This is a genomic window from Brevibacillus sp. B_LB10_24, from assembly GCF_046036945.1.
Classification (GTDB): Bacteria; Bacillota; Bacilli; order Brevibacillales; family Brevibacillaceae; genus Brevibacillus_C.
In genome coordinates this window covers 60,628-80,474 of sequence record NZ_JBJQOQ010000008.1, presented here as the reverse complement: position 1 = coordinate 80,474, position 19,847 = coordinate 60,628, and the positions used below count along the sequence as shown (strand labels likewise).

Below are 19,847 nucleotides of genomic sequence, written 5' to 3'. Positions count from 1 at the left end.
TCCTCTTGTCTAAAAAGATCTATCTTCACCCAACCCGTATTGAGCGAAAAACTGGTCCCGAAAATCGCCCAGCCGATCGTCTGCGATCGCCTGGCGCACCTTCTCCATCAATTTGACGAGAAAGTAGAGATTGTGGTAGGTCGTCAGCCGAATGCCGAACGTCTCCTCCGCTTTAATCAAATGGCGAATGTAAGCGCGGGTGTAATTCTTGCAGGTGTAGCAGTCGCACTCAGGGTCGAGCGGTGAAAAATCGCGCGCGTATTTGGCGTTGCGAATCACCAGGCGGCCCTGGCTTGTCATGCATGTCCCATTTCGTGCGATACGCGTGGGCAGCACGCAGTCAAACATGTCGATGCCGCGGATCGACCCTTCCAGCAGCGCGTCTGGAGAGCCGACTCCCATCAGATAGCGCGGCTTGTTCGCAGGAAGCAGGGGAACCGTGCAGTCCAGCATCTCATACATGAGCGAAAACGGTTCACCTACGCTGAGGCCCCCGACGGCGTATCCAGGAAAGTCAAGCGCCGTCAGTTCGCGGGCACTCTGTTGGCGCAAATCCTCATACATGCCGCCCTGGACGATGCCAAACAGCGCCTGATCACCGGGTCGGGCATGGGCTCGCAAACAGCGCTCGGCCCAGCGGGTCGTCCGCTCCATCGACTTCTTGACGTAATCGTACTCCGCCGGATACGGGGCGCATTCGTCAAACGCCATGATGATGTCTGCTCCCAAGGCGTTCTGAATCTGGATCGACTCTTCCGGACCGATAAACAGCTTTTCTCCGTTCAGATGGGAGCGAAAGGAGACCCCTTCCTCCGTGATTTTTCGCAGCTTGCTCAAACTAAAGACCTGGAATCCGCCGCTGTCCGTCAGAATCGCTCCCGGCCAATTCATAAAGCGGTGCAGGCCGCCGGCTTCGCGGACAATTTCATGTCCCGGCCGCAAAAACAAGTGGTATGTATTGCTGAGAATAATCCCCGCGCCCATCTCGCGAACCTCTTCCGGGCTCATCGTCTTGACCGTAGCCTGTGTGCCTACCGGCATAAACACAGGAGTGTCAATCGTTCCGTGCGGAGTATAGAGCTTGCCCAGTCGGGCTCCTGTCTGCTTGCAGGTTTTTATCAATTCGTAGCGAACGGCCAAACTTGTGCACTCCTCAATCTGTCGTTAAGTCAAATAAGATATAAGCCAACTCTATTATAGTGTGATTGGCAATGAATCACAAGGAAAGTTCAGCCAAAAATCGGTCAAGACCCGATTTGTTTTTGTCCGACACCCGTATTTAACCCCTGCCCGCTCTCTTTCGAAGCGCGTACGCTCCGAGCAGCACCAGGGGCAGAACCACTCCGTAGATTGAAACGTTTGACCATTTCGGCAAGCGGTCCGGGAATAATCAAGATGGAGGTGCCGATGGAGTAGTAAGCAACCTTGATGTTCTTTTCCATCAGATTGATCCCCTGTGGCTCGTACTTAAACGGCTTTCCCCTCCAGTATTTCCTGTCATTGCCTAAATTATATCCACGTAGAAAGGGTGCTCCCGGACAGTCGTGTCCGAGAACACCCCCTGCAGCGTATCCTCTTTTCTTTACACGATCAGCATGGCGTCGCCAAAGCTGAAGAACCGATACTCATGGTCGACCGCACTGCGGTAGGCGGACAGCACATTCTCCCGCCCCGCGAGCGCGCTGACCAGCATGACCAGGGTTGACTTGGGCAGATGAAAGTTGGTCAACAGTCCGTCGATCACCGAAAATGTGTAGCCGGGGCGGATAAAGATGTCTGTCCAGCCCGAAGCTGCTGCTACTTTTCCCTGATGTGCCTGACCCGCTGTCTCCAACGTTCGGCAGGAGGTGGTTCCGACGGCAATCACCCTTTTGCCGGCCGCTTTGGCCTGATTGATGAGCTTGGCCGTCTGCGGCGATATGTCGTAGTGCTCAGCGTGCATGACATGTTCTTCGATGTTCTCTGTACTGACCGGCCGAAAGGTGCCAAGGCCGACGTGCAGGGTAATAAATGCCAACTTTACGCCTTTTTGCTCCAGCTGCTGCAGGTATTCACGGGTAAAGTGCAGTCCGGCTGTAGGCGCGGCAGCAGAGCCGCGCTCCTTGGCGTAGACCGTTTGGTACCGTTCCTGATCGTCCAGTTGGGAGTGGATATACGGCGGCAGCGGCATGGTCCCCAGCCGTTCCAGCACTTCGTAGAAGACGCCTTGATAGTGGAAGCGGACGATGCGTCCTCCCGATTCCGTCACGTCCTCGCAAACGCAGCGCAGGACGCCGTCACCAAACTCGATCTGTGTACCCGGTTTGACTCTTTTTCCAGGTTTCACCAAAGTCTCCCAACGGTCATCCCCAAGAGATTTGAGCAGCAAAACTTCCACCTTCGCTCCTGTCTCTTCCTTCACCCCGATCAGGCGGGCGGGCAGCACGCGGCTGTCGTTCAGCACCAGCAGATCGCCCGGCTCCAGATAGTGGATCAGATCGGTAAAGCTCTTGTGTTCGATCTCCCCGGTATCTTTATGCAGCACCAGCAGCCGTGACGCCGTGCGCTCCGGCAGCGGGTGCTGTGCGATCAGATGTTCAGGCAGGTCAAAATCAAAAAGGTTAATGTCCACGTGTATGTGCTCCTTATGAGGTCAAACTTACGGTTCAATCGTTACGTCTGAATAGTAGTGTTGCAAGATTTGGATGTAGTCATACCCGTCCTCAGCCATCGCCTTTGCCCCGTATTGGGAAAGTCCGAGTCCATGGCCGTTTCCGTTACCGCGGATTAAAAACTTCTGCTGCTTGGAAGCCACGCGCCACTGCTTGCCGTCGAAGACGAGGAAGTCTTCGCGCGATCCGCCGACGCTGACTGGACGCGAATAGCCTGCGCCAATCGCCTGCAAGGCGCCGCCCTGGGTGGAACGGGTGACGAGCTGGCCGTTTGCTCCCAACACGGAAAGCGTGCCCATTTGCTCCACGTCAAACTTTGTGCTGCGCAGGCTGCTTGTCCCCTGCTGAAAGACGGAGCGGAAAGAGTCGGGAGATGAGACGGCGATCGCCATTCCGTTTGCTGTCATCGCCAGTACGCGTCCGGACGGTCCGCGCTTTGTCACTTCCAATTGGGAAATCGGCACTCCGAACGCGGCGCCTCCGTTTCGCTGCTGACTGGCGTTGATCATCGCGGTGATCTCCTGCGGCGTGTATGGTCCTCTCGTCCATGAGTAAGCATTCTCCTCCGGAACAGAGGTAATCACCGTCACCTGGGTCCCTACCGGCAGTGTGAACAGGCTTTTGAAGACCGTCGGGCTAGGTCCCGTCCGGAGGTTGAGGTTGTCGGTATTCACTTCCCCGAGCTGCAGTCCCGCTGCGTTTCTCGCTTGCAGCAGGTTGATGTAGTCATTCCTGACGTAGCCGATGGTCCCGTCGGCTAGCTCTACCAGATACCACGTATTGGCTGTCTCCTGTGGATACGTATCTTTGCTCTCTACCGGCCTGAGATACGGCACAGCGTTCCCCCACGCTTCTGTCCCATCGGCGGTCAGGCCGCCGGCATTGGAGTAGAACAGGGCTTCAATCACTTTGCCCTGGTATTTGATCACTTCATCAGAGGTCTCGTCGACGGCGCGGCGAATATCTCCCGCCTCCCGGCTGTAACCGTAGTAGGCCTGCTCCAGCACCGTATCGGACAGATTGGCAATCCCGTACTTGTTCCCCTGGCTGACTGCCCGGGTCCGGGCCAGCACGGCTTGCGCTTTCAGCGCCTCCAGAGGCCATCCGGTGACCATCTCCGCCCCGACGACGCCGTACAGGTATTCATCCAGGGGCAAGTCGTTGACCACTGCCAATTTTCCCTTGTACGCGGACAACTCGATTGTACCGCGGTACTGCCGCCCCTCTCTTTCCGCCACCGTGACCAGCGGCACGCCGCCGCCATTCGCGGCTGTCACGCCGAGCTTTGCACGTGGAGAAAAGACGTACCGATCGATCTGCTCGCTCCCGACAACCTCTCGATCAACGAGCGTATAAGCGGTATCGGCAGGCTGCCTGTAGCCAAACCCGGGGTACATGCCGGATACCGTTTGCGCCAGGCGATCCCGGGCGGCCTCCGACACCTCATCGCCCACCCAGACGGCATAAGCCAGGTCGCCGCCTCTCTCCACGAGGACGGTATGAGCGGAGATGCCGGAGCTTTCAAACTTCGCCTCCCACTGCTCCGCCTCGCTGCGGCTCGCGAACGTGTTCGCCTCGAGATGATACGGCCCCGTCACCTTTGGCGTCTTCCCGGTGATCGCAGCTACTGCCTGAACCCCGGCATTAGCCTGCTCCAGCGTCTGAAACGAACCGCTGACCACGCGGTACAGCTGACCCTCGCCGCGCGACTTCACCGTGATCGAAGCGTCTTTCTTTTGTTTGCTGAGCTGTTGGGCGATTCGCTCCGCTTCTGTCAGATTGCCCGTCTCCAGTGCGACGATGGCAAATTGGTCCACGGAGAAGCGAGCCGAACGAACACGGGGAAGCTGGTAGCTCCCTCCATTGCCGGACAGCTCTACTCTTAGGTCGTTCGTGCTCTCCAGTGTGACGGCGGGGATGGTATTGCGGTACCCCTGTCCGTCATCGATAAACAGTGCGACCCGGATGTTTTTTTCCGCTGCATCTGCGGGCCCGCTATTGAAACCGATAGCCAAAGCCAGAGCGCTCGCTAACAAAAAGGCCTGCTTCGCTATCCTGCACATTTTCATCGCGCCTCGTTCCCCTCCCCAGACTGACTCGCTTGTCGAATTTTTATGAATCAACTTGATTGATTCGACAAAAATTGAGCCAATTCCTTCCTGGATTCTGGCCAAAAAAGGAGAAACGAGGCAGAACGCATCCGGTTCTCCCTCGCTTATTTAAACAGCCGAAACAAATAGCTGATCAGCGACAGCACAACACTGATCACGATACAGGTAACGATCGGAAAGTAAAACCGGAAGTTTGGCTTCTCGACGACGATGTCGCCCGGAAGCCGGCCAAGCGGGAAAAACCGCCCTCCTACCTGCCAAAGAAGGCCAGCTATGACCAGCACCACTCCGGCGATAATGAGCACTTTGGCAACCGGATTCACGCTTTCATCTCCCGTCCAAAATGTTGGTATGCCGCCGGGGTAGCCATGCGCCCCCGCGGAGTCCGCTGCAAAAAGCCGATCTGCAGCAGGTACGGTTCACATACGTCCTCAACTGTCTGGGCCTCTTCACCGATCGTCGCGGCGATCGTATCCAGACCGACAGGCCCGCCGGCGAACTGATCCATAATCGCCAATAACAGCTTGTGATCGATGTTATCCAGACCGCAGGCGTCTACCTGCAGCCGCAATAACGCTTCTCTGGCGATCTCCTCGGTAATTACCCCTTCGCCGCTTACCTGGGCAAAGTCGCGGACGCGCTTCAACAGCCGGTTGGCGACCCGCGGAGTGCCGCGGGAACGCTTCGCGATCTCGACAGCGCCCCCCTCGGCGATGCCGATCTGCAGGATATCGGCGGCCCGGCTGACGATAAATGCCAGTTCTTCGACGGTGTAGAACTCCAGACGGTTGACCACGCCGAATCGGTCCCGCAGCGGCGAGGAGAGCAGTCCCGCTCTCGTCGTCGCGCCGATCAGGGTAAACGGCGGCAAGTCCAGCCTGACGCTGCGGGCACTCGGTCCTTTGCCGATGATGATGTCCAGCACAAAATCCTCCATCGCCGGGTAAAGAACTTCTTCCACGCTGCGGTTCAGGCGGTGAATTTCATCGATGAACAGGACGTCCCCTTCCTGCAGATTGGTCAGGATGGCCGCCAGATCGCCCGGACGCTCGATGGCCGGCCCCGAAGTGGTCCTGATGTTTACCCCCAGCTCGTTGGCGATGATCTGCGACAGCGTCGTCTTGCCCAGCCCAGGCGGGCCGTACAGCAGTACGTGATCCAAGGCTTCCCGCCGCATTTTGGCCGCTTCGATAAAGACTTTCAGATTTTCTTTTACCTGCTGCTGCCCGATGTATTCCGACAGAAAGCGGGGGCGAAGGCTGAGATCGGTCCCTTCATCCTCCCACTGCATATGGGTGGTAATAATCCGCTCCTCCACCTGTCTCTACCCCCTTGCCAAAAGCACCAGAGCTTGTTTGATCAGCTGTTCGACAGTGCCGCCCTGCTGAGCCTGTTCAGTCAGCGCTCCCTTTACTTTAACCAGTTCCGCATCCGTATAGCCAAGGGCGGTCAGCGCTTCCAGCGCCTCCTGCAGGCTGCCGGTTCCGGCATCAGGGGAAGCGGACAAGGCAGCGGCGGCAGAGGTGATGAAAGAAGGCGTAAAGCCCTTCAGCTTGTCTTTCAAATCAAGAATCATCCGCTGTGCCGTCTTTTTCCCGATGCCGGGAAACTTCGTCAGGTATGCAACATTTTCTTGCTCGACGGCCATGACGATTTGCTCCGGTGTCGCCGCAGACAAAATCGCCAGTGCTCCCTTCGGACCGATCCCTGTCACGTCCAGCAGGCGGCGGAACAAGTCACGCTCGTCGCGCGACCCAAAGCCGTACAGGCTGATCGCGTCCTCCCGCACATGGTGATGGGTAAAAAACCGCTGTTGATGCCCCTCGCGCGAAACAAATGCGTAAGGGTTGGGGCAGAACAGCCGGTAACCAATTCCCGCTGTTTCTACGACTATGTATTCTGAATCGATGTAGGCGATCGCCCCTTCGATAAAATCAATCATGTTCGCACACCTTCCGCTATGTCGATATATGGGCGAAACTGCTCATGGGTCAGCGCGATCGCCAGCGCATCCGCTACGTCGTCCGGCTTGGGCGTCTCTTTCAGGCGCAGCAGCAGGCGGACCATCTCCTGGATCTGCTTTTTCTCAGCCGCACCGTACCCCGTCACTGCTTGCTTGACTTGCAGCGGCGTGTATTCGTAGATCGGGACTCCCGCCATCTCGGCAGACAGCAAAATGACGCCGCGAGCCTGGCCGACGGTAAAGGCCGTCGTCACATTGCGGTTAAAGAACAGCTTCTCTACCGCCATCTCATCCGGCTGATAGGTCTCGATCAAGCGCTGCATCGCCTCAAAGATCTGCTTCAGCCTGACGGACACGGTCAAGCCGGCCTGCGTCTGGATACTGCCATACTGGACAGGTCTGATCCGGCTGCCGGTTTTTTCGATCAAGCCGAATCCGACGATGGCAATTCCTGGGTCAATTCCTAATATTCGCATCTTTTCTCTCCGCTTATCTTTCGTCATGCTCCCTTTAACTGTATCACAACGCGGAGCAAAAGCGAACATGCATTTCCCCTCGCCCTGCAGAAAACAAGAAAACCCAACCCGGATTCGGGTCAGGCCTGACGGCGCGGCTAGTGTTTGTTCATCCCCAAGGCATCGCTGATGTCATGCTGCATGTGGGCGTATTCGTCTACGCCTTCGCGCATGTCGCCCTGAATCATGTTGATTCTGCGGTAATCAAGCTTGTTGTGCCCCTGGTTCAGTTGAACGTACAAGCGCTGGTGGAACTGGTCTTTGTAGCTTCCGCGTGGCATTGAAGACATACACAGACTCCCCCTTTTTAAACGCCGTTACGTTTCATTATGGGCGAAATCATCCCGATTATGTTGGCAAAAGTTGACGCTTTTGCCTGATCAGGATTTTGCCTTTGCCGTCACCTCCAGGTAAAGCGCATACAAAAATTTTTTCAAATTGAGCCGGACGCGGGAATGCGGTTCCTCTTCTTCAATCTCCCGCATCTTTTGCCGCACGTCGGCAAAGTCGAAGTACCTGGTGGCATACCCTTCAAACGTCGGGTTGCCGTAGTCGGTCAATCCCAGCGAAGCGACGTTGAGCAGCGCCTGGGCTACCGAGCGTCGGACGCGCTGTTCGATCGCCTTCACCTCTTTTTCGACCAGGGTGGGAGAAGGAGCGTCAGGCAGTATGCTGGCATACAGGTCCTTCAAGGCGGGAAAATTGCGTTCGTCGTAGTGGGGTCCGCTGTCGGCCAGTTTCTGGATGATCTGGGTCACATCCCGGCATACCCGAGCCCGCTGAGGCGGCGGATCGTCTCAATTCCGTCCTGTTTGGGCATCAGGTAGTCGATGATCAGCATGTCCGGAGCGTAGCGGATCACCGTCTCTTCCATCTCGTAGCCATCCTCCGCCTCGCCGACCACCCGGCCCAGGTCGCTGTCCTCGATGATCGTCGCCAGCATGCACCGGGCAGCAACATCGTCGTCGATCAGAAAGAAGCTCGTCATGGTCCTGTCACTCCGTCCTTTTGCCGATCCTGGCCGTAAGCGAGCTGATCGGAATGATGATGCGGAACAGGGCACCGCCCCACCTGTTTTCCGTCACTTCGACAGACCCGGCCAATTCGTCCAGCGTTGATTTTACATAAGTCAAACCGATGCCTGTGGAGGCATTTCCGGCGTGATCGTACTTGGTCGTGTATCCCGGTTGAAAGATCAATTCGCGATCCGCTTGGACGATTCCTGGCCCGTCATCGCTGATCTCGACCCAGATGTCTTGCCCGCGCGGAAAGATATCGATGGTGATTCTGCCTTCCTCCCTGATCGCCTCGATCGCGTTGGCAACGATGTTGTTCATGACGGAGAGCAAGGAATAAAAGCGATTTGTCTCCCGGTTGGCCTGCAGGTTGAATTCGATATCGACGGACTTCCCCAAATGTTCCGCGTATTTTGTATTTGCCTTCGCCACCAGCTGCGCAACATCCTGCAGGGTCATGCGATTGGTTACCCGCTCCTGTTTGATCAGCTTGGACAGACCGGCCGCGATTCGCTGCGCGTCTTTTTTCACCTCATGCACCTCTTCCGCCAGCCGCAGGGCTTCACGCGCCCGCACGTCCCCCGCCAAACTGCGGTACAGCTTGTAGCTTCCAGCCGTTATCTGCTCGACATGCTTCATCATCTTCTGCAGGTAGAGGCGCTCTTCATGCAGTTCGGACAAGATCAGGAGCAGCGTTTCCATCCGCTTTTGCTGTTCCTTGCTGACCGCCCGCAGCTGACGGATTTCAAGAATATTATAAATCCCCACGACAAAAAAGCTGCGCAACAGTCCGAGCAGGAACAGGAGCGATGAATTGGCGATCGGGTCGATGTCCCGACCCTCGAGCAGCATCCGGGCCGCCAGCTCCACCAGGTTGGAAGTGAAATCAATCGCTCCGCCAAGCAGTCCCAGCATCAGCGGAGACGACAGGAAGCGGGGATACCGCACGATCTGCAGCAGCAGGGCAAACGCGACGTAATACCAGGCTGACGGCATGTGGGCAGTGTAGCTCGCCGCCCAGTTCTCTGTCACGCCCATCCCCCAGTCTAGCGTCATCCGAAACAGGCTGACGAAAACCCCGACCAGCACACCCACCGCAGGCAAGTATTTGGGCCGAAACAGCAGCAGCATGAAATAGAAAACAGCGCTCCCCAGGCTGATGCGAAAAGCGCCAAAAAACGGGCTGAACTTCAATTCTCCGGCAATCGCCGTCGCCGTCATGACGGCGATAACAGCCAACAGCCAACGGTACACTGCAGCCCCTCCCTTTCGCGCTTGTAGGTCAATCTCGTCCTATTGTACCTTTGCCAAAAGCGCGTCGGCAAGCACTGAGCTACTGGCTTTTCTTTTCCTCTTTGCGGAGCTGAAATTCGCTGTATGTAGATAAAATGCTGTTGTATTCCGCCAGATCCCGCACCCTGATGCCGCTTTTGAGGTGTGCGATCTCTTCCTTCGGCAGACTTGCCTCCATCCGTGCCGTATTGATCTGGTAAAACGTCTGGATAACCTTGTTTTCGCTCGGTACTCCGTTAAACAGCGCCAGCATGCCGTCCCTAGAAACGCCAAAATAGCCGTTCTCTTTGCAGACGGGGGAAAGATCGTTCACCTGCTTGTGCAGGACCAGTCTCTCAGGCTCGACCGAGACGACCTCCCAGTCAGTGTGTTCGGACAGGAGTTGTTCTGCCGACTTGCCGTTTGACAGCTGCTTCTCTTCATCCTTGGTGCCGCACAGGTAGGAACGGCGCAGGACCAGCTCTATTTGTTCAGCCTCAAGTCGCCCGGCGGCCGGCTGGTCAGTCTGCTGCCATGTTTTGATCACGTTTGCCAGATAGGGTGTGCCGCCAAACACCCCGATTGCCATAGCGGAAACAATCAGTAATTTCCCAATTCGCTTCATAAAAATACCCCTTTTACGGCTTTTCTTTCAGTTTCGCCATGAAAAGGGGTCGTTATACGTTGTCTATAAAACCTGCAATTCTTATTCCTCGGCCTCTTCGGCGGCATCATCTGCCGCACCCCTTGCCTCCTCAATCGTGACCAGGACGGCCTCAGGCTCTCGCATGACTTCCACGTTTTGTAAACCCTTCAGATCGGCAACCGTCACAGTATCGCCGACATGAAGCCCCTCGACCGGGATGGCCAGTTCAGCCGGGATATCGCTTGGCAGACAAGTGACATCGATCTCGTGCAGGTGAAGGATCGCCTGCCCCGAATCCGGTTTGCCGGTGATCACCAGCGGAACGCTGGCAGCAATCCCTTGATCCATGTTGATCTGCTTGAAATCAATGTGCAGGATATCAGGCAACGTCGGCTTTTGCTGCATTTCGGCTATCATGACCGGCACTTCGCCGGCGCCCAGTTTCAACCGGAACGGGCGGTTTGAGCCATTCGCCCGAATCATCGCCATCAGCTGCCGTCCTTCGACCTGCAAGAGCTGCGATTCTTGACCTGGACCGTACAGCACTCCCGGTACACGCCCTGCTTTGCGGATTTTTTTTGCTCCGCTCTTTCCATGTAATGCTCGTTTCTCCGCTGTGATTGTCTTCATCGCCAATTCCTCCTTCTCCAGCCCCTCCCGCCATCTGCAGAAGTGCTTGGATTCCTTTTTAGACTACGACAATAGCGAACACGTCGCCCTTTTATTCTATCATTGCGGGCGGGCAGGATAAAAAGCGGAATCCCTGCAGATTTCAGGATTTTCAAGGCTGCGCCGCAGATAACCGGGGCTTCGGCCTGATTCCATAGATTTCCCGTCAAATCCTCCGCATTCTATGTAAGCTTTACGAAAATTCATTACTCGGGAGGAATCGCATATGCTAATATCAAATTGTGATACTATCATCTGATCATAGAGGGAGGATTCATTTTGAACAAAAAGGGGATTACCAGCAGTTTTCTGGCTGTGTCTCTGCTCCTCGGTACTCTTGTCCTGCCGGGGCTGGCAGGTGCAGAGTCCCAGGGGCCGACGTTGAAGCTGAGACTCCTGGAAACGACCGACATCCACACGAACATCGTCAACTACGACTACTACCAGGACATGCCGACAGACGAATTTGGCCTGGCAAAGACCGCTTCCTTGATCATCGCTGCCCGGCAGGAAGTGGAGAACAGCATGCTGTTCGACAACGGCGACCTGATTCAGGGGAATCCGCTGGGCGATTACGTCGCCAAAATCAATCCGCTTAAGCCAGGGGAGACCCATCCCGTCTACAAGGCGATGAACCTGCTTGAATACGATGCCGGGGGAATCGGTAACCACGAGTTCAACTACGGCCTCGACTTTCTGGGACAGAGCTTGTCCGGCGCCAATTTTCCCGTCGTCAACGCCAACGTCTACTACGACGACAAAGACGGCAACCCGGACAACGACAAAAACTACTTTGAGCCTTACAAAATCCTGACCAAGACTTTTAAAGACGAAAACGGCAAGGACGTGACGCTCAAGGTAGGGGTGATCGCCTTTACGCCGCCGCAAATCATGAATTGGGACAAAGCCAACCTGGAAGGCAAAGTGATCGCCAAGGACATCGTCGAAACGGCGAAAAAGTTCGTGCCAAAGATGAAAGCAGAAGGCGCCGATATCATTGTCGCCATCCCGCACTCCGGATTCGAACAGGCAACTCCGCAAGGCAATGACGAGAATGCAACCTACTATCTGAGCAGCGTGCCGGGCATCGATGCGATCCTCTTCGGCCACGCCCATAAGCTGTTCCCAAGCGCAGACTTTGAAGGCATTGCGGGCGTAGATACGGCCAAAGGGACAATCAACGGAATTCCTGCCGTCATGCCCGGCTTCTGGGGAGATCATCTCGGCGTCGTCGATCTGACCTTGCAGCAGGTGGACGGCAAGTGGAAAGTCGTCGACGCCCAGACAGAAGCGCGCCCCATCTACGACAAAACCAATAAGAAACCGCTTGTGGAAGTCGACCAGGAGATCGTCGACGCAGTGAAAGACGAGCATGCCAAAACCCTTGAATACGTTCGCGGACCTGTCGGCACGACGACGGCTCCGATCAACAGCTTCTTCTCATTAGTACATGACGATCCATCCGTCCAAATCGTTACAAATGCGCAAAAATGGTACATCGAAAAGAACATCCAGGGAACGGAATACGACGGCATCCCCGTCCTTTCCGCAGGTGCCCCGTTTAAGGCCGGCGGCCGCAACGGCGCAAGTTACTACACCAACATCCCGGCCGGTACGCTGGCGGTGAAAAACGTGGCTGACTTGTACGTCTACCCGAATACGGCAAAAGCGGTACTCGTCGACGGCAGCCAGTTGAAAGAATGGCTGGAGCGCTCGGCCGGCCAGTTTAACCAAATTGATCCGAACAAATCGGGCGAACAGCCGCTGGTCAATGAAAACTTCCCGACGTACAACTACGACATCATCGACGGCGTCACGTATCAAATCGATCTGACGGAACCGTCCCGCTACGATCTGAAGGGCACACTGGTCAATCCCGGCGCAAACCGGATCAAAAACCTGCAGTTCGAGGGCAAACCGGTGACAAAGGAGCAAAAGTTCCTCGTTGCGACCAACAACTATCGGGCGGGCGGAGGCGGAAACTTCCCCGGTCTGGACGGCAAAAACATCGTCGTCGATTCACCGGACGAAACCCGTCAAATCATTATCGACTACATCACTTCAAACAAGACGATCAATCCGACCGCAGACAACAACTGGTCGTTCGTACCAATCAACGGCGATGTCACCGTAACATTCCGAACCTCTGTCGACGCGAAGCCGTTCGCGGAAAAATTGGGCGGCATGAAATTTTTGGCCGAGGAGTCGGACGGCTTTGCCAAGTATTCGCTCGACCTGACCGCAAAAGACGAAGCTTCGGCTTCAGCTCCAACTGTCCCGAAAGAGGAGGCACCAAAAGCAGACGCACTGGTTCCCGTGCGGGCTACAGCGGACTCGGTCGGCATCACTGTTGATTACGATGCCAAGACACGGCAAGTGACGCTGACCAAAGGCGATGCCAAGCTCATCTACATCCTGTACGCCTCCCAGGCCAACATCAACGGGAAGGATGTTCCTGTAGAAGCAAAAGTCGTGAACAGCCGCCTCTACCTGCCGGCCTCTGTTCTGGAAGACGCCTTTGACGTGGAAGTTGGGTAACACAAGCCGAAACAAAAAAAGCTGATGACTTCGCGTCGTCAGCTTTTTTCGCCTTTGGTCACCCGTTTCAACCCGCTCCAAGGTAGCCTGCCCACCCTCCGCCTGTAAACAACGGCTGCTCGGCCTGCAGAAACTGACGCCGCTGGTTTCGCAGCTTGTATTCCAATTGCAGGAGCTGCATCACGCCGCGAAGATTGTACCCCGGCCGTTTCTGGTAGACGCCGGTCACTTCACGCAAAAAGTTGTCAGGGTATCGCAGCAGTTGATGAATCAGTTTAATCTGTTGGTCAGACAGCGGACAGATCATCATGTATTGCTCAATCGCCTGCGAGAAGGCATTCATCTCATATCCCTGAAGCAGCATCATTCGACTGATCAATTGGACGACGTCAACCAGCTGCATGTCGTAGCTTACCGTATCCAAATCGATCATGTAGCAGCTTCCCTGGGCCTTGATCAGGAAATTGTGGCTGGCGACGTCCCGATGAGCAAGCGTCCCGAACATCGCAGCCTGGTGGATCTCCGGCAGCAGCGGCAGGTAAAAGGCGTTCTTGATAATTTGGTAGCCGTCTTCCAACACTTCAGGAGCCATTTTTAGCACCAGCTCTTCAAAGCGGTTTTGCGCCCCTTTTTGCTCGACCGAATGGGCGATTTCCTCAAAATCGGCCAGCCGCAACTCCCACTTTTCGATGAGCGGCGGTTTGTAGTGGAACATATCCGGGGCGGGCGGAAAGCCTCGCGCTGCAAGGTGGAACCGGGCCAGGGTCGCCATCGCTCTCTTGACGTCGGTCAATGACATGTAGCTGGCTTCTTCTCCGTCAATCGCTTTCATCACTGTATAATAACTAGACCCGATCGGGATGACAGTTTCCCCGCTGACGCTTTGGACGTACTCCACAGTCTTGGTGAATCCCCTTACCCGCAGTTGTTCTGCAACAGTGGTCACCCATTGCGCCTTTTCCTCATCTTTATAGCCTTTGACTACCCACATGCCGCGATTCGTCCTTAACATATAAACATTTCTGCGCTGCTTCACCCCGTATATATGAACCCGAAAGACCCGTTCAAAAGTGGGAAGAAACGCTTTATTCATAAGAATGCCCCTTAATAAGAGGAGGAGGATTCATCGTAATGGTAGCTCCAATTGGGCGACACGTCAGGAGTTGGCGCAGGCGGCATCCCGTAGTAAGGCGGAAAAGCAGATCCTTTCATGTAGGAGGGGACCGCCGGTTGTGACATGCCGCCGCTCGAGCAGCCGCACTGGGACCGGCTCGGCGGTTCGTGATGATAGTAGGACGTATCCTGGATGTGTCCGTACGGGTGGATCCTGGCCATGGCATCATTGTGAAAATAGTGGGATTCCGGGGCGCCCGCCGAGCCCGTCATGGCTGACGGATACTGCGGTGACATCGCCATTCCCTGATCGTGCCCAGGCATCTGGTAGGGTGCAAGCGCCGGTTGGTTCATCGGCCCCCCATAGTAGCCCTGGGAGCCGTAATACATGGAAGAATCCTGATACATTTGTACAGCTGGCTGCATGTATTGCGGCATGATTTGCGGATAAGGAAGCGTGGGAAACATCGGTACCTGGCCTTGCGGATAGGCAGGCGGCATGACATGATCATACGGGCTGGCGCTCATCGGCGCATAGTTTTGATACGGATTGGCTGGTTGTGCGGCCGGATACTGCTCTTGCGGCCACTGTGGCCACCTTGGCCACCCGGCGGGGGGAACCGGGCTTGCACTCGTCACTTTTTCCGTAGACGATACGGTTTGCACCGTCGGCTCTACCGCCGTGTCCTCCCGTACACTGGCTGTTGCAGAGGGCAGTTCTTGCATCTTCTCCTCCGCCTCTTCAAGGCGGGCGTCTTCACGTGATTTGAGCGGGACTTGTTTTGCCGGCAGCTTTATTTTGACACCAGGGGAAATTCGATCGGGATTCTTCAATTGGCTGTTCGTGCGAAGCAGCTCCTGAAAATCGACACCGTACTCGTTTGCGATTTTCCACATGGTATCGCCTTTTTGAGCAATGTGAATTTTCACTTCGTTGTCTCCTTCCTCGTTCTAGGTCCTTACCATGGTATGCACCCATAGGCGATTTGCTCACTTAGACGCCTGCGGGCCGCGCCCAAGTTTTATAAAAGGGAGAACGGCGGAAGGCAGAAAAAAGCGGTTCTCCCCTTAGGGAAAACCGCGTTCTGTGAAAGATGATGCAGCAGGGGGAGTCCCTTACCGCTTGCCTAGCAAGTCTCCTTGACAGTGTGCTGCTGCAGATAAGCAGGGTACGTGCCAAGCTGACGCACCTGGCAGCCCAGTGCCTCGATCTCGGCAAAGGCTCCTGGCATCAGCACCTCATCCATGCGCTGCTCGATATCGATGACAAAATGGTAGCTGCCGAGGCCCTTCTTCGTCGGCCGCGACTCGATTCGCGAGAGGTTGATTTTACGCCAGGCAAAAACAGCGAGAACCTGGTACAGCGCCCCCGGAAAATCCTCCGGCAGCGTAACCTGCACGGTCGTCTTCTCCCGCTCCGATGGAGGCAATTCGATCGGCTGTTTGCCGACGAGCACAAACCGGGTGAAGTTGTTCTGATAATCCTCGATGTTTTGGCGGGCAAACACCAGCGGGTAGATCTCTGTGGTCAACCGCGGGCCGATCGCTGCCAGCGGTTCGTCCGGGTGGGCGCTCACGTACTGGGCCGCTGTCGCCGTGCTGTTCATGTACTCGATTTCGGCGTGCGGCAGGTGCTCCTGCAAAAAATTGCGGCACTGCGCAATCGCTTGGGGATGTGAGACGACCTTTTTGATTTCGGCAAACGAAAGGAGCTGCTCACGCGGAGCAACTACCAAATGTTGGGAAATAGGCATGGCCAACTCGGCTAAAATCGGCAGTTCTACCTCGTGAAGCAGCCAATCGAGCGTCGAGGTGACAGAGCCTTCAATTGAATTTTCCAGCGGAACGACGCCGTATTCGACCTCGTCTTTGGAGACTGCAGCCAGTACGTCTACGATGCTGGGAAAAGTCTTCAGGTGGTATTCCTGCTGTAAGGGAAAGGAACGGGCGGCTTCTTCCGTAAACGTTCCAAGCGGCCCTAATATTGCTATCTGCTTAGCCATGGTTCTCTCCTAACCGGTGCTATCTTGACAGATCCAGCACCTCTATCTCTGTACCTGACTGATCGGGTGCAAGCACCATGGTCCGGTAAGAGATGCCGTTGGCGGCCATCGTCCGGGCGACAAACCGGAGCAGCGATTCGCGAGCGGATTCCCCTGAGAAGAAAAACAGGATCGTCGGCCCAGCCCCGCTGAGCGCTGCCCCGAGTGCTCCATGTTTGGCAGCGTCAGCGAGCATCTCCGCGAGACCCGGGACCAACGCCGACCGGTACGGCTGATGCAGGCGATCGCGCATCGCCTCCGCCAGCAAATCCAGTCGGCCCTGTGCCAGCGCCGCCACCAGCAAGCTGCTGTGTCCGACGGCGTAGACCGCGTCCTGGCGCTCGTATTTGTCCGGCAGAGCCGAGCGGGCCTTTTCCGTGGAGAGCCAAAAGTCCGGTATGACGACCAGCGTCTCCAACCCCTCGGGCACAGCCAGCCGGACATATGGCACGTCCGCGTCTGCTTGCTCCGGCATCGCAGCCACTACGATGCCGCCAAACAGGGACGCGCCGACATTGTCGGGATGCCCCTCCCGGCGGCTGGCCATGGCGAACAGCTGCTCGCGGCTGAAAGGTTCACCGGCAAGCGCGTTGGCAGCCGTCAATGCGGCGACGATCGCCGCTGCACTGCTTCCCAATCCGCGCGTCAACGGCACCTCTGTGCTTACAGTGATATGCAGTTCAGGTACGCTGAGACCTGCTTGCTCAAACAGGTCTGCCGCTACTATATATAATAAGTTGCTTTTGTCCGCGGGTAAAGCCGTCAGTTCATTTCCGACCAGATGAATTTCCGTCTGCTCCGCCAACTGCATCTCCAGCGTAGTATACAATTGAAACGCCATCCCGATCGCGTCAAAACCCGGACCCAGATTGGCCGTACTTGCCGGTACTTTGACCCGTACCACCTTGTTCTTCACCATATTCACCTGCTTTGTTGAATCAAAGCCAGAACGGCTTCTCGTGTCGCCGGAACCGCACTCGGCTCAGCTGCCACTGTCTTCATCGCGATATTGGGATCCTTCAGCCCGTTTCCGGTAAGGACGCAGGCGATGGTCAAATTGTCTGCCAATTTGCCGGCGCGGCGCAGCTTGATGATGCCGGCCAGTGAAGCCGCAGATGCCGGTTCACAGAAGATGCCTTCCGAACGGGCCAACATCTTATACGCTTCCAGGATCTCTTCGTCGGTAACCGCCTCGATCTGCCCGTCCGACTCGCGCAGTGCCCTGAGCGCGCCCTCTTTGCTGGCCGGATTGCCGATTCGGATGGCGGTAGCGATCGTCTCCGGATTGGGCACCGGCTGGCCGTGCACCAGTGGAGCGGCTCCAGCCGCCTGGAATCCGAACATTCGGGGCAGCGCTTCGATGCGGCCTGCCTCTTTATACTCCTTAAACCCTTTCCAATAAGCGGTGATGTTGCCGGCGTTGCCCACCGGAATCGCCAGGATATCCGGCGCCTGTCCAAGCGCATCGCAGATTTCGAAGGAGGACGTCTTCTGCCCTTCGATCCGGTACGGATTGACCGAGTTGACCAGCGTGATCGGCTCGCGCTCTGTAATCTCCCTGACGATGTTCAGGGCTTCGTCAAAGTTGCCGTCGATGGCGATGACTTCTGCTCCGTACGCGATCGCCTGGGCAAGCTTGCCAAGAGCGATGTTGCCGCTTGGTATCAACACGATGCAGCGCAGGCCGGCACGTGCCGCATAAGCGGCGGCAGCGGCGGAGGTGTTGCCGGTCGAAGCGCACATGATCGTCGTGCTGCCCTCTTCAATCGCTTTCGCAACCGCCATCACCATGCCGCGGTCCTTGAAAGAACCGGTCGGATTCAAACCTTCGTATTTAAAATGGAGCTGCACGCCCCACTCTTTGGACAGATTGGGAGCGTAGATCAACGGAGTGCTGCCTTCATGCAGGGTTAGCTCCGGGGTCTGGTCCGTTACCGGCAAAAACTCCCGGTAACGGCTGATGATGCCTGATTGACGTGGTACGCTGGAATTGAACTGGCTCATTCTACGCTTCCTCCCTCTACGCGGTAGCAGCTTTTTACTTCTTTGATCACCGACAGGTCGCTGAACGTGCCGATTACCTGGTCAAGCGAGCTCTTGGCTGCAACATGTGTCACCATGATGATCTCCGCCTGCTTTCCGCCGTTGTACGGCTGCTGCAGAACTTGTTCGAGGCTGATGTCCGCGTCAGCCAGTATTTTGGTAATTTGGGCAAGCACCCCGCGTTCGTCGGCAACGATCAGGCGCAGGAAATATTTGGAAAGTTTTTTATCGTCGGTTTTTAGTTTTTTCTCTTTGTAGGGAGCTACCATACCGCGTCCGTTCACTCCTAACTTCTTGTTTTTCACCACCGTCACCAGATCGGAGACGACCGCCGTCGCAGTGGGAAGTTCACCTGCACCAGGCCCGTAGAACATCGTCTCGCCTACTGCTTCACCGTGCACGTAGACCGCGTTGAATACGCCGTTGACCGATGCCAACGGATGCTCCTTGGGAATCATCGTCGGCTGAACGCTCACTTCGATTTCATCGTCGTCACGACGGGCAAGCCCCAGCAGTTTGACGACATAACCCAGTTTCTTTCCGTAGGCGATGTCTTCCTTGGTCACGCTGCTGATCCCTTTGGCGTCTACTTCCGCCAAGTCGACCGAAGCCCTGAATCCAAGGGTTGAGAGGATTGCCATCTTGCGGGCGGCATCCAGCCCTTCTACGTCAGAGGTAGGGTCCGCTTCCGCGTAGCCGAGCTCCTGTGCTTCCTTCAACACCTCGGCGTAGTCAGCGCCTTCCTGGGTCATCTTCGTCAAAATGTAGTTCGTCGTACCATTGACGATCCCCATCATTTTGGTGATCCGATCAGAGGAGAAGCCCTCTACCAATGCCCGCAGAATCGGAATTCCGCCGGCAACGCTGGCTTCGTAAAAGACGTCGCAGCCTCTCTCTTGAGCCTTTTGCAGGATTTCTGCGCCGTGCAGCGCCATCAAATCCTTGTTGGCGGTAACCACGTGCTTGCCGTGTTCGAGCGCCTGCAGAATGTATTCCTTCGCGGGCGAAATGCCGCCGATTACTTCTACGATTACGTCGATCAGCGGATCGGACAAAAGCTCATTTGCATCCGTCGTGATCCATTCTGACACCGTATCGATCGAGCGAGGCTTATCCTTGTCCTGAACGAGGATCTTGTGTATGTTAATCCCGAGTCCTGTCTGCTTCTGCAGATCTTCCTGATGGCCTTGAATGATGCGAACTACACCGGTTCCTACCGTACCAAGACCCAATAATCCCACGTTGACTGTTTGTTTTTCCATCCCTTT

General features: G+C 56.0%; 21 protein-coding genes. 1 reads left to right on the top strand and 20 read right to left on the bottom strand.

Annotation, left to right across the window (positions count from 1 at the left end):
* Window positions 1–9: 9 nt before the first annotated feature.
* From tgt to ACI7RC_RS09835, 14 genes are all read right to left on the bottom strand, one after another.
* A complete protein-coding gene (gene tgt, locus ACI7RC_RS09900) occupies window positions 10–1,140 on the bottom strand; it encodes a tRNA guanosine(34) transglycosylase Tgt (RefSeq protein WP_408108080.1) in 1,131 nt (376 codons plus the stop codon).
* A gap of 104 nt (window positions 1,141–1,244) precedes the next feature.
* A complete protein-coding gene (locus ACI7RC_RS09895; protein ID WP_408108079.1) occupies window positions 1,245–1,442 on the bottom strand; it encodes a hypothetical protein in 198 nt (65 codons plus the stop codon).
* Between the two features lie 140 nt (window positions 1,443–1,582).
* Complete coding sequence (gene queA / locus ACI7RC_RS09890) at window positions 1,583–2,611, bottom strand: tRNA preQ1(34) S-adenosylmethionine ribosyltransferase-isomerase QueA (RefSeq protein ID WP_408108078.1); 1,029 nt, start codon at window positions 2,609–2,611, stop codon at window positions 1,583–1,585.
* A 27-nt stretch (window positions 2,612–2,638) separates the two neighbouring features.
* On the bottom strand, window positions 2,639–4,720 hold the full coding sequence (locus ACI7RC_RS09885) for a SpoIID/LytB domain-containing protein (RefSeq protein WP_408108077.1): 2,082 nt from the start codon (window positions 4,718–4,720) through the stop codon (window positions 2,639–2,641).
* 146 nt (window positions 4,721–4,866) lie between these two features.
* Window positions 4,867–5,085 carry a DUF2905 domain-containing protein gene (locus tag ACI7RC_RS09880; protein WP_408108076.1) on the bottom strand — a complete coding sequence of 73 codons (219 nt, stop codon included), beginning with the start codon at window positions 5,083–5,085 and terminating at the stop codon, window positions 4,867–4,869.
* A complete protein-coding gene (gene ruvB, locus ACI7RC_RS09875; RefSeq protein WP_408108075.1) occupies window positions 5,082–6,080 on the bottom strand; it encodes a Holliday junction branch migration DNA helicase RuvB in 999 nt (332 codons plus the stop codon). Before ruvB ends, ACI7RC_RS09880 begins: the two co-directional genes overlap by 4 nt.
* Before the next feature lie 6 nt (window positions 6,081–6,086).
* On the bottom strand, window positions 6,087–6,704 hold the full coding sequence (gene ruvA / locus ACI7RC_RS09870; RefSeq protein WP_408108074.1) for a Holliday junction branch migration protein RuvA: 618 nt from the start codon (window positions 6,702–6,704) through the stop codon (window positions 6,087–6,089).
* Entirely contained in the window at window positions 6,701–7,201 is a 501-nt protein-coding gene (gene ruvC / locus ACI7RC_RS09865) for a crossover junction endodeoxyribonuclease RuvC (RefSeq protein WP_408108073.1), read from the bottom strand. Before ruvC ends, ruvA begins: the two co-directional genes overlap by 4 nt.
* A gap of 137 nt (window positions 7,202–7,338) precedes the next feature.
* Complete coding sequence (locus tag ACI7RC_RS09860; RefSeq protein ID WP_408108072.1) at window positions 7,339–7,530, bottom strand: hypothetical protein; 192 nt, start codon at window positions 7,528–7,530, stop codon at window positions 7,339–7,341.
* A gap of 90 nt (window positions 7,531–7,620) precedes the next feature.
* Window positions 7,621–7,998 (bottom strand): DNA-binding domain-containing protein, encoded by a 378-nt coding sequence (locus ACI7RC_RS09855; RefSeq protein ID WP_408108071.1) that lies wholly within the window; start codon window positions 7,996–7,998, stop codon window positions 7,621–7,623.
* Window positions 7,995–8,228 (bottom strand): response regulator, encoded by a 234-nt coding sequence (locus ACI7RC_RS09850; protein WP_408108070.1) that lies wholly within the window; start codon window positions 8,226–8,228, stop codon window positions 7,995–7,997. The genes ACI7RC_RS09855 and ACI7RC_RS09850 overlap by 4 nt, the downstream gene beginning before the upstream one ends.
* A gap of 7 nt (window positions 8,229–8,235) precedes the next feature.
* On the bottom strand, window positions 8,236–9,510 hold the full coding sequence (locus tag ACI7RC_RS09845) for an ATP-binding protein (protein WP_408108069.1): 1,275 nt from the start codon (window positions 9,508–9,510) through the stop codon (window positions 8,236–8,238).
* A 79-nt stretch (window positions 9,511–9,589) separates the two neighbouring features.
* Complete coding sequence (locus ACI7RC_RS09840; RefSeq protein ID WP_408108068.1) at window positions 9,590–10,153, bottom strand: BofC C-terminal domain-containing protein; 564 nt, start codon at window positions 10,151–10,153, stop codon at window positions 9,590–9,592.
* An 81-nt stretch (window positions 10,154–10,234) separates the two neighbouring features.
* The gene (locus ACI7RC_RS09835; RefSeq protein WP_408108067.1) at window positions 10,235–10,804 is read right to left on the bottom strand and encodes a 50S ribosomal protein L25; all 570 of its coding nucleotides are present in this window, start codon (window positions 10,802–10,804) and stop codon (window positions 10,235–10,237) included.
* Window positions 10,805–11,122: 318 nt separating this feature from the next.
* On the opposite strand from ACI7RC_RS09835, the gene ACI7RC_RS09830 reads away from it, so the two are divergent.
* Window positions 11,123–13,381 (top strand): bifunctional 2',3'-cyclic-nucleotide 2'-phosphodiesterase/3'-nucleotidase, encoded by a 2,259-nt coding sequence (locus ACI7RC_RS09830; protein WP_408108066.1) that lies wholly within the window; start codon window positions 11,123–11,125, stop codon window positions 13,379–13,381.
* A 67-nt stretch (window positions 13,382–13,448) separates the two neighbouring features.
* Here ACI7RC_RS09830 and ACI7RC_RS09825 read toward each other — a convergent pair whose 3' ends face one another.
* From ACI7RC_RS09825 to ACI7RC_RS09800, 6 genes are all read right to left on the bottom strand, one after another.
* Window positions 13,449–14,474, bottom strand: a complete 1,026-nt coding sequence (locus tag ACI7RC_RS09825) for a phosphotransferase (RefSeq protein ID WP_408108065.1) — start codon at window positions 14,472–14,474, stop codon at window positions 13,449–13,451.
* An 11-nt stretch (window positions 14,475–14,485) separates the two neighbouring features.
* Window positions 14,486–15,424 (bottom strand): SafA/ExsA family spore coat assembly protein, encoded by a 939-nt coding sequence (gene safA, locus ACI7RC_RS09820; RefSeq protein WP_408108064.1) that lies wholly within the window; start codon window positions 15,422–15,424, stop codon window positions 14,486–14,488.
* 197 nt (window positions 15,425–15,621) lie between these two features.
* Window positions 15,622–16,497, bottom strand: a complete 876-nt coding sequence (gene pheA / locus ACI7RC_RS09815; protein ID WP_408108063.1) for a prephenate dehydratase — start codon at window positions 16,495–16,497, stop codon at window positions 15,622–15,624.
* Window positions 16,498–16,516: 19 nt separating this feature from the next.
* Window positions 16,517–17,452 (bottom strand): homoserine kinase, encoded by a 936-nt coding sequence (thrB, locus tag ACI7RC_RS09810; RefSeq protein WP_408108062.1) that lies wholly within the window; start codon window positions 17,450–17,452, stop codon window positions 16,517–16,519.
* A 5-nt stretch (window positions 17,453–17,457) separates the two neighbouring features.
* Window positions 17,458–18,540: a threonine synthase gene (thrC, locus tag ACI7RC_RS09805; RefSeq protein ID WP_408108061.1), complete on the bottom strand. Its 1,083-nt coding sequence runs from the start codon at window positions 18,538–18,540 to the stop codon at window positions 17,458–17,460.
* On the bottom strand, window positions 18,537–19,841 hold the full coding sequence (locus ACI7RC_RS09800) for a homoserine dehydrogenase (protein WP_408108060.1): 1,305 nt from the start codon (window positions 19,839–19,841) through the stop codon (window positions 18,537–18,539). The genes thrC and ACI7RC_RS09800 overlap by 4 nt, the downstream gene beginning before the upstream one ends.
* Window positions 19,842–19,847: the final 6 nt, after the last annotated feature.